At 32.6% G+C, this 13,092-nt stretch carries 13 protein-coding genes; 9 read left to right on the top strand and 4 right to left on the bottom strand.

From position 1 onward, the window contains the following. Position 1 precedes the first annotated feature (1 nt). Positions 2-1,339 (top strand): type I glutamate--ammonia ligase, encoded by a 1,338-nt coding sequence (gene glnA, locus ACMGE9_RS00275; protein ID WP_414043263.1) that lies wholly within the window; start codon positions 2-4, stop codon positions 1,337-1,339. A 155-nt stretch (positions 1,340-1,494) separates the two neighbouring features. Here the strand turns inward: glnA and ACMGE9_RS00270 are convergent, their stop codons facing one another. Together ACMGE9_RS00270 and ACMGE9_RS00265 are read right to left on the bottom strand one after the other, a co-directional pair. Next, entirely contained in the window at positions 1,495-1,794 is a 300-nt protein-coding gene (locus ACMGE9_RS00270; protein ID WP_414043262.1) for a hypothetical protein, read from the bottom strand. A gap of 124 nt (positions 1,795-1,918) precedes the next feature. Beyond that, entirely contained in the window at positions 1,919-2,836 is a 918-nt protein-coding gene (locus tag ACMGE9_RS00265; RefSeq protein ID WP_414043261.1) for a hypothetical protein, read from the bottom strand. A 289-nt stretch (positions 2,837-3,125) separates the two neighbouring features. Here ACMGE9_RS00265 and ACMGE9_RS00260 point away from each other — a divergent pair, with 289 nt between their 5' ends. Beyond that, a complete protein-coding gene (locus ACMGE9_RS00260) occupies positions 3,126-4,160 on the top strand; it encodes a DUF2332 family protein (RefSeq protein WP_414043260.1) in 1,035 nt (344 codons plus the stop codon). Positions 4,161-4,200: 40 nt separating this feature from the next. On the opposite strand, the gene ACMGE9_RS00255 is transcribed toward ACMGE9_RS00260, so the two are convergent. Further along, on the bottom strand, positions 4,201-5,547 hold the full coding sequence (locus ACMGE9_RS00255; protein WP_414043259.1) for an aspartate kinase: 1,347 nt from the start codon (positions 5,545-5,547) through the stop codon (positions 4,201-4,203). 118 nt (positions 5,548-5,665) lie between these two features. On the opposite strand from ACMGE9_RS00255, the gene ACMGE9_RS00250 reads away from it, so the two are divergent. The 4 genes from ACMGE9_RS00250 to ACMGE9_RS00235 are packed head-to-tail and all read left to right on the top strand — an operon-like array spanning position 5,666 to position 9,698. Continuing rightward, positions 5,666-6,901, top strand: a complete 1,236-nt coding sequence (locus ACMGE9_RS00250; RefSeq protein WP_414043258.1) for a homoserine dehydrogenase — start codon at positions 5,666-5,668, stop codon at positions 6,899-6,901. Position 6,902: 1 nt separating this feature from the next. Further along, positions 6,903-7,964, top strand: coding sequence for a threonine synthase (thrC, locus tag ACMGE9_RS00245; RefSeq protein ID WP_414043257.1), 1,062 nt, complete (start codon positions 6,903-6,905; stop codon positions 7,962-7,964). Further along, complete coding sequence (thrB, locus tag ACMGE9_RS00240) at positions 7,965-8,849, top strand: homoserine kinase (RefSeq protein ID WP_414043256.1); 885 nt, start codon at positions 7,965-7,967, stop codon at positions 8,847-8,849. 48 nt (positions 8,850-8,897) lie between these two features. Further along, positions 8,898-9,698: a Cof-type HAD-IIB family hydrolase gene (locus tag ACMGE9_RS00235; RefSeq protein WP_414043255.1), complete on the top strand. Its 801-nt coding sequence runs from the start codon at positions 8,898-8,900 to the stop codon at positions 9,696-9,698. Between the two features lie 45 nt (positions 9,699-9,743). On the opposite strand, the gene ACMGE9_RS00230 is transcribed toward ACMGE9_RS00235, so the two are convergent. Beyond that, positions 9,744-10,610 carry an oxidoreductase gene (locus tag ACMGE9_RS00230; protein WP_414043254.1) on the bottom strand — a complete coding sequence of 289 codons (867 nt, stop codon included), beginning with the start codon at positions 10,608-10,610 and terminating at the stop codon, positions 9,744-9,746. 107 nt (positions 10,611-10,717) lie between these two features. On the opposite strand from ACMGE9_RS00230, the gene panB reads away from it, so the two are divergent. The 3 genes from panB to panD all read left to right on the top strand — a co-directional run bounded on the left by panB (position 10,718) and on the right by panD (position 13,075). Next, complete coding sequence (panB, locus tag ACMGE9_RS00225; protein ID WP_414043253.1) at positions 10,718-11,527, top strand: 3-methyl-2-oxobutanoate hydroxymethyltransferase; 810 nt, start codon at positions 10,718-10,720, stop codon at positions 11,525-11,527. Positions 11,528-11,836: 309 nt separating this feature from the next. Next, positions 11,837-12,691: a pantoate--beta-alanine ligase gene (panC, locus tag ACMGE9_RS00220; RefSeq protein WP_414043252.1), complete on the top strand. Its 855-nt coding sequence runs from the start codon at positions 11,837-11,839 to the stop codon at positions 12,689-12,691. Next, entirely contained in the window at positions 12,692-13,075 is a 384-nt protein-coding gene (gene panD, locus ACMGE9_RS00215; protein ID WP_414043251.1) for an aspartate 1-decarboxylase, read from the top strand. Positions 13,076-13,092: the final 17 nt, after the last annotated feature.

Below are 13,092 nucleotides of genomic sequence, written 5' to 3'. Positions count from 1 at the left end.
TATGGCTAAATACACTAAGGAAGATATTAAGAGATTTGCAGAGGAACAAAACGTACGTTATTTAAGATTACAGTTCACTGATATTCTTGGGGCAATTAAAAACGTTGAGATACCTATCAGTCAATTAGACAAAGCGTTAGACAATGAAATGATGTTTGATGGATCATCAATCGAAGGATTTGTACGTATTGAAGAATCTGATATGAAATTATATCCTGACTTAGATACTTGGGTTATTTTCCCTTGGACATCTGATAAAGGTAAAGTAGCACGTTTAATTTGTGATATTCATAAACCAGACGGATCTCCATTTGCTGGTGACCCACGTTCTAACTTAAAACGTGTCTTGCAAGAAATGAAAGACTTAGGATTCTCTGATTTCAACTTAGGACCAGAACCAGAATTCTTCCTTTTCAAATTAGATGAAAAAGGTGAACCAACATTAGAATTAAATGATCAAGGTGGTTATTTCGATTTAGCGCCAACAGACTTAGGTGAAAATTGTCGTCGTGATATCGTACTTGAACTTGAAGACATGGGCTTTGATATCGAAGCGAGTCACCATGAAGTAGCACCTGGACAACATGAAATTGACTTTAAATATGCAGATGCAATTACTGCATGTGATAATATTCAAACATTTAAATTAGTTGTAAAAACGATTGCACGTAAACATAATTTGCATGCGACATTTATGCCAAAACCATTATTCGGATTAAGCGGTTCAGGCATGCACTTTAACGTTTCATTATTCAAAGGACCTAAAGAAAATGCGTTCTATGATGAAAGTGGAGATATGCAATTATCTGATGATGCACGTCACTTTATTGCTGGTATCATGAAACATGCGAGAGGATTTACAGCAGTATGTAATCCATTAGTAAACTCATACAAACGTTTAGTTCCAGGATATGAAGCGCCAGTATACGTTGCATGGAGTGGCCAAAACCGTTCTCCATTAATTCGTATTCCTTCATCTCGTGGATTATCAACTCGTGTAGAAGTACGTTCAGTTGACCCAGCAGCAAACCCATATATGGCGTTAGCAGTTATTTTACAAGCTGGATTAGATGGTATTAAGAATAAGATGGAAGCACCAGCACCTGTGGATCAAAACATTTATGAAATGAACCGTGAAGAACGTGAAGCGGTTGGGATTGAAGATTTACCATCAACTTTATATACTGCAATTAAAGCAATGCGTGAAGACGGTTTAATGAAAGAAGCATTAGGTGAACACATTTACCGACAATTTGTAAGATCAAAAGGTATTGAATGGGATATGTACAGACTACAAGTGAGTGAATGGGAAATTGAACAATATTTAAAGCATTACTAATATAAAATAAAAGCTGAAACAGAAGGAATAATTTCCTTCTGTTTCAGCTTTTATTATTGTTCTAAGTGCTCATAATTAAATTTGAAAATGAAACATGTTCCAGTCAAAAAAATACCACCCAAAGTAGGGTGGAAAATGAAGATATGAAAATTATATTATTTCGTAGCGTCATCAGCAGCGTCTTTAGTACTGTTAGCAGCATCAGTTGCGCCATCTTTCGCTTTAGAACCGGCATCTTTTGCAGCATCGCTTGCTTTAGAACCAGCATCTTTTGCTTTAGAACCAGCATCTTTCGCAGCATCTTTTGCTTTAGAACCAGCATCTTTTGCAGCATCTTTCGCTTTGTTACCAGCTTCAGTTGCATCATTTTTAGCTTTGTCAACATCTTCCGAGTTACATGCTCCAAGTATTAATGTTGAAGCGAGTAATGTACTTCCAATTACTTTAAAATTCATAATAATAATCTCCTTATAAAATAGAAATATTTAAGATTGATTTAACCTTATAATTTAAGTATTCCCAAATTAAAAGTTTATAACCATTTAACATAGATATTTGTTATTATTTAGAAAATTAATTTTATTGTTTTTCTATTTTTACTTTTTTTGCATTTTGTATATTTAATATTTCACCATCTTTCACGGTTATCTGATTATCGCTATCTTTTGTATTATTTATTGATACATATTTTTTCGAAATGTATTTACCATCTGTTTTTTCAAATGTATTTATAGTTGTGAATCCTTCATCATTTGTAGTGAATTTATATGTTCCTGGTTCAATGTGCTTCCCAACCATGTAAATACCAGCGAATAATTCATCACGATACATCTGATTAGCAATCGGTTCAAATTTTACATCATACGCTGTTTTGATTTCAATCTTTTGACCATCCTCTAATTGTGCAATGACATCTTCATCTCCTGATCCAACAATTTCGTTGACATTTAGTGCTCGGTTTCCGTTAGTAATGAAGAGATTGCCTCGAATTTTCGTTCCAACCATGTATCGTCCAGGTTTAATGTCTTTTCCGACTGAATAATGTCCTTCGTTAAATGTTACAGCTTTGCCCGTTGCCGGAGTTGTAGTTATTTCATTGTCTTCATGTTTACCATTATCGTTATTATTATTTGTCTCTTCAGTTTTAATAATATTATCACTGTTGTTATTCATTAATCCTGAAACAGCCTGGTATACAAGGAATCCCAATATTAATAGGGCTATAATACTTAATGTGAAACAACCTAACAGCTTCCAAATGACTGAATTGTTATTATTTTCATCAACAGGTGACGGATAGTTATAGTTTGATTTATTGTTCTTTTGAGAAAAATTATCTTTTTGAACTTTTTTTTCATTATTGTTTTGATTATTTGATGCAGTGTATGTTGTAGATGTTGAAAATGTATTATCATTATAATTATTATCATTTTCATTAGACTGAAATTTTTCACTATGATTTATTAAATGTTTATTGTTTCTGTTATTATTTTCCATGAATACGCTCCTTAAAATGAAGATTTTGATATTACTTAATGTTAATATATCAAAATTGTATTTCATTTTATACTTTTAGCGTAAATATTCTATAGATTTTGTACATTTCTATTATGTTAAGGTAGAAATAGTAGAAAATTTCTTTATTTTTGCTAACTTAGGGTAAACTCTTATTGAATATTTAGTCCAATTACTATATGATGTTTGGGATATGGGTAATTATTATTTATATTTATTATGAGATAAAGAGATATAATAGTTTATGAATAAATATGATGGGGGCAAAGCAATGCCAGAGAAAATAAAAAAGCAATTTGAAGCATATTCTGAAACAGTGAAAGACGAGAGCCCTTTATATAGTTATATTACAAAGCATTTAGCCGAGAATGAAACATTGATGTTGAAATTAACGCCACATTATTTTAATGCACATTTTATTTCACTGTATTTAACTTCAATAGTTAAGCATTTATATGTGCATGAAGATTCTCTTCGAGATTACTTTTTAAATTTTACAACTGAGCCTAAAAAGCCATCAAAAGATTTGATGAATGAATTTTTGAATTTCCAAGAAGAGCATTTTAGTAGTATCTTATCAGATATCGAGCGTTATAATTTAAAAAAGAATATTGTAGAACGTTCATCTGTTTTAATCCCAGTGTTCCAACATATTATTAAGTTAAGTGGTCAAGCAGATTTTAATGTAGTTGAACTTGGATCTAAAGGAGGACTGCTACTTAACTATGACTGGTATGGTTACACGTTTAATAAGAAAATAGAAATAGGCAATACAGAAGAATTTAATATTAAAGTGAAATTAAATGGATATGATGAAGGGTTTAATATATCTGAGCTTAATCATCCATATAAAAAAATAGGGATTACAAAGAATAAAATAGATTTAACTTTAGAAGATGAATATTTTTGGTTAATGAGTTTATATTATCCTGAAGAAACGAAACGACGTAAACAATTTATGAAAGCGCGTAAAGTATTTTTAGATCATCCCGTTGAAATTCTTGAAGGTGATGAATTAAAATTATTACCAAGTGTGCTTGAGTCTTTACCTCAAAATGAGGCAGTTATATTATTTCATGTTCATGTGACTAAGAACTGGTCGGACGAGAAGAAACAACAGCTCATGCAAATTATTACTGATTATTCTAGCAAACATGAAATCTATCATGTACATCATCAAATATTTAATAATGATATTTATTTAGATTCATTTATTGATGGTAAGTTACAACGTCATAAATTAGCACATTTTGATTTAAATGCTTTAACAATTGACTGGTTGTATAATCAGAAGGTTATTTTTTAGTTAAATAAATTAAGTGAGCAGCGTAGTGCTGCTCACTTTTTTATGCAGTGAAATAAGCGTCATAGATTGCTTTGACAGCTTTCTTTTCATCAGCTACATATATTCCAAACATCATACTAATTTCTGATGAACCTTGATTGATCATCTTTATGTTTATATGATTATTCCTAAACGCTTCAGTTGCTTTATTGGCTGTCCCAATTAATGTTTTCATTCCGAGTCCAACTATCATTAATATGGCGATGTCTTCCTCTACAGAAATATCGTCCACATGTAATCTGTCCTGAATTTCTGTTACAAGTTCATATAAATTATCGTTAAACTGATTTTTACGAATGATAATACTTATATCATCAATACCTGAGGGCATATGTTCATAAGAAATATTGTGTTCTTCTAATATTGTTAGCAACTTTCTAGTGAATCCTACTTCTCTGTTCATTAAATATTTTGTCATATTAATGCTGACAAAACCCGCATCACAACTTACTCCAACGACGCCTACAGATTGACGTGTTTTAGTAATCATAGTTCCTGGGTGCTCAGGTTCATTTGTATTTTTAATATTAACAGGAATACCTTCTTTGTATAAAGGCATAAGGGCTTCGTCATGAAATACATTAAATCCAGCATAAGATAATTCACGCATTTCAGCATAAGTTAAATTATGTATTGATGCAGGATTGTCAACAATTTTTGGATTCGCTGCAAATATTCCTGAGACGTCTGTAAAGTTTTCATATATGTCTGCATGGACACTTCTAGATAATATAGCACCCGTAATATCACTACCTCCTCTTGAGAATGTAACAATATCACTATTTTCATTCACTCCAAAAAATCCTGGGATAATAATTTTTCCATCTATTTCTTGAATAACCTGATTTATTTTATCGTAGCTGTCAGGGTGGATTATGGCATTACCGGGTTCATCACTAACTATCAATTGAAGTTCTTTCGGTGATAAATATGTAGTTTTAACCCCTAACTGTGAGTTAAAAGCTGCAATCAATTGTGCATTAAAGTCTTCGCCAGAACTTTTTAGAGCGTCAAGTAAGCGGAGTGGATGATTATTATATTTTTGGATATATCCTTTTAATTGAGACTCAAATAAATGAATCAATGGTGTCTTTAATTCAAGTTCTTGTGCTATGGATTCAAATCGATTGAGAACTTTAGTTAATTCAATGTCATAATTTTCACTTAATAAGACTTTATCGTATAATTGAATTAATAGGTCAGTGACTTTTACATCTTGATCAAATCTTTTCCCTGGTGCTGATACAATCACGATTCGTCTTTCTTCATTCGTATTGATAATATTTATCATCTTTCTAATTTGTTCTGCATTCGCAACACTACTACCACCAAATTTACATACGATCATTATCAACACTCATTTCATTTTTATTTTAAGCTTTACTTTATTAATGACTTAGTTATACTATAAATATAAATCTTTTTCAAGAGTACATTTGTATTCTAGAGAAAAACAGGAGGTTGCCATGAAAAACTTAAAAATTGGTTTACTAGGTTTGGGTACAGTAGGTACTGGTGTTGTTAAGATAATTGAGGAAAATAATGAACAAATAAAAGAAAAATTAGGAACTGATATTAGTATCACTGCTATCGGTGTTAACAATATGAATAAATCGCGCGAAATCGATGTTAATCAATATACATTAACTAATGATTTAATGTCAATTGTAGAAAGTGATATTGATATATTAATAGAAGTAATGGGGGGAATTGAGGGAACTTATGAATTAATCACTGCGGCATTAAAGAACAAAGTGCATGTTATTACTGCAAATAAAGATTTACTTGCTGAACATCTAGAGGCATTAGAAAATTTATCACGTGAAAATAGTGTTTCTCTAAAATATGAGGCTGCAGTTGCAGGTGGTATTCCGATTATTAATGCATTGAACTATGGATTAAGTGCAAATGGTATTACGCATTTTATGGGTATATTCAATGGAACAAGTAATTTCATATTAAGTAAGATGAGTAATGAGGGACAATCATATGAAGACGCTTTACAGATTGCTACTGATTTAGGATATGCAGAAGCTGACCCAACAGCTGATGTTGATGGTATTGATGCACAACGAAAAGTGGTTATTATGAGTTATTTAGCGTTCAATCAATTTAATACACTAAATGATTGTACGGTTGAAGGAATTCGTGAAGTAAGACTAAGTCATATTGAGCTTGCAAAACAGTTAGGTTATCGAATTAAACTTATTGGAAATGGTTTATATGATGGAAAGTATGCTGAACTGTCAGTTGCACCTACAGCGATTCCTGTATCACATCAATTAGCACATGTAGAGAATGAATATAATGCAATTTATATTGATGGTAATGCAGTAGGAGACACAATGTATTACGGTAAGGGTGCTGGAAGTTTAGCAACTGGTAGTGCTGTAGTGAGTGACTTATTACATGTGATTGAAATGTTGGACACGAACAATCATAATTTACCACTTCATTTAGAAGTTAATACGACTCTAAATTTAGACGAAGATACTTTGAATTATCTCATCATGCTTGATTTATATGCTGATAGTGATATTAATCATATTTTATCAAAAGTGGAATATAATCAATATTTAGTACAAGATGGTATTGCCGTCATTGAGTGTATTGATTTAGAAAAAGATAAATCAGAAAGAACAATATCATATATAGAATCGTTAGATATGAATTACAAAATATATAGAATTGAAGGTGTTTAAGATGAAACGATGGAATGGATTACTTGCAGAATATAAAGAATATTTACCGATTAATGGACTAACACCAGCACTATCATTAAATGAGGGTGGTACACCTTTAATTCATATGCCTTATTTATCTGAGTTACTCGAAAATGAAGTGTATGTAAAAGTTGAAGGTGCAAACCCAACAGGTTCTTTTAAAGATCGTGGCATGGTGATGGCAGTAGCAAAAGCGAAAGAAGAAGGAAAGGAAATTGTTATCTGTGCATCAACGGGTAATACTTCTGCTTCAGCTGCTGCATATGCTGCACGTGCAGGATTAAAAACAATTGTTGTTATTCCAGAAGGTAAAATAGCAATGGGAAAATTGGCACAAGCAATCGTTTATGGTGCTGAAATCGTTTCGATTGAAGGCAACTTTGATGAAGCATTAAATATCGTGCGTAAAGTAAGTGAATTGCGTGATGATATAGCGCTAGTAAATTCAGTAAATCCATATCGCTTAGAAGGTCAAAAGACAGCAGCATTTGAAGTGATTGAACAATTAGGTGAATCTCCTGAAATTCTAGCGATTCCAGTCGGTAATGCTGGTAACATATCAGCATATTGGAAAGGATTTAAAGAGTATGCTGAGAAAAATAATACGGCCTTACCAAAAATGTTTGGTTTTCAAGCAGAAGGAGCAGCACCAATTGTTAAAGGCCATGTAATTGAGCAACCAGAAACGATTGCAACAGCAATACGTATTGGGAATCCTGCAAGCTGGAAATTGGCTGTTTCTGCGCGTGATGAATCTGGTGGGTTGATAGATGAAGTAACGGATGAAGAGATACTGGAAGCATACAGTATCATAACAAGTAAAGAAGGTGTATTTGCTGAACCAGGTAGTAATGCAAGTATTGCAGGATTAATTAAAGCACATCGTCAAGGTAAACTACCTGTTGGTAAAAAAATCGTCGCAGTGTTAACAGGAAATGGACTGAAAGATCCTCAGACTGCAATCGACACAATTGATGTAAGACCTGAAGTGTTGAAAAACGATGAACAGGCAATCATTCAATATATCGAGTCGGTGATTTAAATGTTATATATTAAGGTACCTGCATCGACATCAAATTTAGGTCCAGGTTTTGATTCAGTCGGTATGGCGGTTAATTTATATTTAGAATTAGAAGTGTCAGAAAGTAAGGTTTGGGATATACAACATTTTGGTGAGGCATTAGCTGAATTAGAAAACAACGAAAGTCATTATATTCGTAAATATTGCAAGTACTTTATCGAGAAATTCAATTTAGAAGACAAATGCTTTTCGGTTGTAATGCACTCTGACATCCCTCTTGCACGAGGTTTGGGAAGTTCAGGTTCTGCTTTAATAGCAAGTTTAGAAATAATAAATTATTTTTATGATTTAAATTTATCAAAAATAGATAAGGTAAGTCTATTATCAGAAATAGAAAGACACCCCGACAATGTAGCACCAAGTGTATTAGGTGGTGTTATTGTTGGTTATTACAACCCACATCAAAATATCACGCAGACATTACAAGTGCCCGTGATAGAATGGCCAATAATGGTTGTCATTCCAGATTATGAACTTAAGACGATTGAAGCACGCGAAGCATTGCCAAATGAATTAGCATACAGTACTGCTGTTGAAGCAGGAGCAATTGGTAATATGTTAATTGCTGCACTTTACTTGAAAGATTATGTGACAGCTGGGAAAATGATGCAACAAGACATTTATCACGAACCCTACCGTAAACATTTAGTACCGCATTATGAAATGGTAAGAAACGTTTTATCAGGAGATTGTTATGCTTTTTTAAGTGGAGCAGGCCCGTCAATATTCGTTGTTTGTCATCCTGATAATTTTAATGAAAATTATAAAGCATTAAGACGTTTACCAAATTGTGAAGTAAAGCACATTCAAGTGGATGTAAGTGGTGTTATTGCATACGAAAAATAATCATTTGTGATACGATATAGGTATTAAAATGATTTGGAGTGAATTACAATGCAATATAAAATGATCGTATTAGATATGGACGATACATTATTAACCTCAGACAATACTATTTTATCATCTACTAAAAAAGTATTGATAAACGCACAAGAAAAGGGCATTAAAGTTGTATTAGCATCAGGCAGACCTACAGGTGGTATGTTAGAAGCTGCAAAAGAATTAAAGTTAGCAGATTATGGCTCTTATATTCTAAGCTATAACGGTGCAGAAGTAATTGATATGGCAACAGGCAAATTAATAGCGGCTACTCACGTTAGCAAGGAATCCTTTGATGAAGTGTACGATTATTTAAGATCGAGAGATGTATTTGTATTAACATATATTGATAATACAATCGTGTATGAAGGTACACATGAATATATGAATGTTGAACACGAGTTAACTGGCTTACCAATGAATCCAGTTGATGATTTAAAAGCATTTGTGACTAGTAATGTACCAAAATTAATGGGTGTTGATGACATTGATAAAATTAGTGATATGAATGAAGCTATCGGTGGGAAATTCAATGATGATATTCATGCGACAACTTCTAAACCATTCTTCTTAGAATTTATGAATAAAGAAGTATCTAAAGGGAAAGTGCTGAAACAACTTGTTGATCAATTAGGCATTAAGCAAGAAGAAGTCATGGCTTTTGGAGATAGTAATAATGATAAGGATATGTTAGAATTTGCTGGGCTTGGTGTAGCTATGGGGAACGCAAATGAAGGCATTAAAGAAATTGCTGACGTCATTACTGATGATCATAACAGTGATGGCATAGCAAATATCGTGAATCAATATTTATAATGAAGGACACGCAATGATAGCAATATCATCGCGTGTTTTTTGATTTTAACTTCTTTTATATTGATATCCTTTTAATAATGCATAAACTAAATCAAGTGTCGGAGTGTTTAATTGGTGATAACGTGCGCGTTCATAAATATACCCTTGAATAAAAGCATACTCCGTTAAATTATTGTTGTTTACATCATAATACATCGAAGTACCCATATGATTAGGGTAACCTGCATAGATGTTTATTATTTGATTGATTGTTTCATCACTAAAGTTTAGCTGCTCATGATTTGCAACCAAAATACCTTCTTGTAATAACATCCTCAATTGGTGCTGAACTTCGTGAACTTTTAAGATTTGAGCCGTGTTTTTTGTCAAAGCTGTCATCGAATTAATACCGAGATTAACGAGCAACTTAAACCAAATTTGCGTCAAATAATCGTCTGCGAGCGTTAAGTCCAAATGTGTATTTAATAATTTATTTTTAATCGTAATAGTCTGTTTATTGATAGGGAGTACGAGTTTATTATCTCTAAAATAAATGACTTTATTTTCTGTTTTTTGACCACTTATATAGACGACTGCGTGAAATACTTTGGGATGATTAAAACACTCGCTTTGGGAATATCCATTTTGGCAAATAATAATATTTGTATCTTCGTGTGTCAACGATTCTATTACCGATATTATTGAATCGAGCGTATAAGCTTTCGTTGTGATAAAGATAATGTCATATTGTTTATTTGTTGATCCCAAAAGTTTAGTAGTAAATCCAGTATGTAGTAATTCTTCGTCTTTTTCTATGATGACATCCCGCTCTTCAGTTGCAAAAATATCAATATTCAGTTGTTTGTCATTTCGAATGAGATAAAGCAAGATACTTCCTACAGCCCCTGCACCTATAATTGCTATATTTTGCATGTTTTTCTCCTTAATTAATATCTTTAATTTATTAATTTAATTTTAAACTATACACTTTAATAAAGACAAACTATAATAAAATTATTATGATAAAAGGGTGATATTTGTTGAGAACAACACAAGATTTATTTGAAATGAAACGAAATGGCGAAAAAATAACTATGTTAACAGCTTATGACTATCCAAGTGCCAAACAAGTAGAAAAAGCTGATATTGATACAATTTTGGTGGGAGATAGTTTAGGTATGACCGTTCTAGGTTACGATACAACAGTACAAGTAACTATAGAAGATATGATACATCATGGCCGTGCGGTACGTCGTGGTGCACCCAATACGTTCGTTGTGGTAGATATGCCTATCGGTAGTGTGGGCATCAGTATGGAACAAGACTTGAATAACGCATTAAAGATATATCAATCCACAAATGCGAATGCGATAAAAGCAGAAGGTGCACATTTAACGGATTTCGTTGCACGTTGTAAACAAATTGGGATTCCAGTTGTCGCGCATTTAGGTTTAACACCGCAATCTGTTGGTGTAATGGGTTATAGTGTACAGGCCAAAACGAAAGATGCGGCAACGCAACTTATTGAAGATTGTAAATCGATGGAAGCGGCTGGTGCGATTATGATCGTTTTAGAAGTGATTCCAAGTGACTTAGCTGAAACAATCAGTCAATCAGTGAACATTCCAATCATCGGTATCGGTGCAGGCAATGGTACAGATGGACAAGTGCTTGTGTATCACGATATTTTACAGTATGAACAAGATCACCGTGCGAAATTCGTTAAAGTATATGGTGACTTTTCAACAGGTGTAGCAGCGATTAGACAATATATTGAAGAAGTGAAGTCAGGTGTATTCCCAAGTGATGAATTTACATATAAAGCAAAGATTATGGATGAACTAAAATAAGCAATCCTCTAAGGATTGCTTTTACATACTAAGAAAATATGAAAATAAAATGTATCCAAGACTAAATACAAATGAATAAATCACACCAAAGGTCCATGGAAATGGTCTATTCTTCTTAGTTATAGCATTTGTTATTCTATCTATAATAAAATAAGCTACAAAAATCATTGCAAATAAAGCAATAAATGAAATTAAGTATTGAGTAAACATGAATTTTCCTTTCTGATGAATAGATTGAATAGCTAAAATAATGAATTAGTTTAATATAACATTGTATTTATCATAACACATATAAAGGTGAGGTTAAAATTGACAGTAAAAGTAAAGACGATAAAAGAAATGCAATCAATCGTAAAATCTTTAAAAAGTGAATTAAAATCAATCAGTCTAGTGCCTACGATGGGTGCTTTACATGAAGGACATATGACATTGATGAAGCGTGCTCAAAGTGAAAATGATGTTGTGATTGCAAGTGTATTCGTTAATCCACTACAATTTGGACCGAATGAAGATTACGAAGATTATCCGAGACAACTAGATCTAGATTTAGCATTCTTATCTGAGCATGGAATTGATTATGTATTTGCACCTGAACCCGAAGAAATGTATCCTCATCCACTTCAAATACAACTTACAGTCGGTGCAATGGCTCAAGTATTAGAAGGAGCTAAGCGTCCAGGTCATTTTGATGGTGTCGTTACCGTTGTAAATAAACTCTTTAATATCATTCAACCTGATAAAGCATATTTCGGGAAAAAAGATGCGCAACAACTTGCAATTATTGAACAAATGGTTGCAGAGATGAATCACCCATTAGAAATTGTAGGAATTGATATTGTTCGTGAGTCGGATGGATTAGCGAAAAGTTCAAGAAATGTGTATTTAACTGAAACTGAGCGTAATGAAGCAGTTGCATTATCACAAAGTTTACAAGTAGCAAAATCCTTATTTGATAATGGTGAACGTAATGTTGAAGTGATTGAAAGTGCGATAAAAGATTATTTAACACAAAATACTTCTGGAATAATTGACGAAGTAGCAATTTATAGTTATCCAGAATTGAAACAAGTTACATTAATTGAGTCACAAGTATTTATTTCACTCGCAGTAAAGTATAGTAAAGCAAGATTAATTGATAATATGATTTTAAAGGATGATGAATAATTGATTAGAACTATGATGAATGGTAAAATTCACCGTGCTCGCGTAACTGAAGCAAATTTAAATTATGTAGGTAGTATTACTATTGATCAAGATCTTTTAGATGCAGTTGACATTTTACCGAATGAAAAAGTACATATTGTCAATAATAACAACGGAGCACGACTTGAAACATATGTGATTTCTGGTGAGAGAGGTAGTGGTGTGGTTTGTTTAAATGGTGCTGCAGCGCGTATGGTACAAGTTGATGATATCATCATTATCATTTCTTATGCCCAACTAAACAACGAAGAAATTAAAAATCATGTTCCCAAAGTAGCTGTTATGGATGAACAAAATAAGATTAAACAATTATTACATGAATCGGCGAGTACGATTGTGATATAAATAATAATTTTTGAAAT

The sequence above is a fragment of the Macrococcus animalis genome, from assembly GCF_047425875.1.
GTDB classification, from domain to species: Bacteria; Bacillota; Bacilli; order Staphylococcales; family Staphylococcaceae; genus Macrococcoides; species Macrococcoides animalis.
Note: the sequence above shows the minus strand (reverse complement) of the source record. Positions and strands in the feature narration are given on the sequence as shown.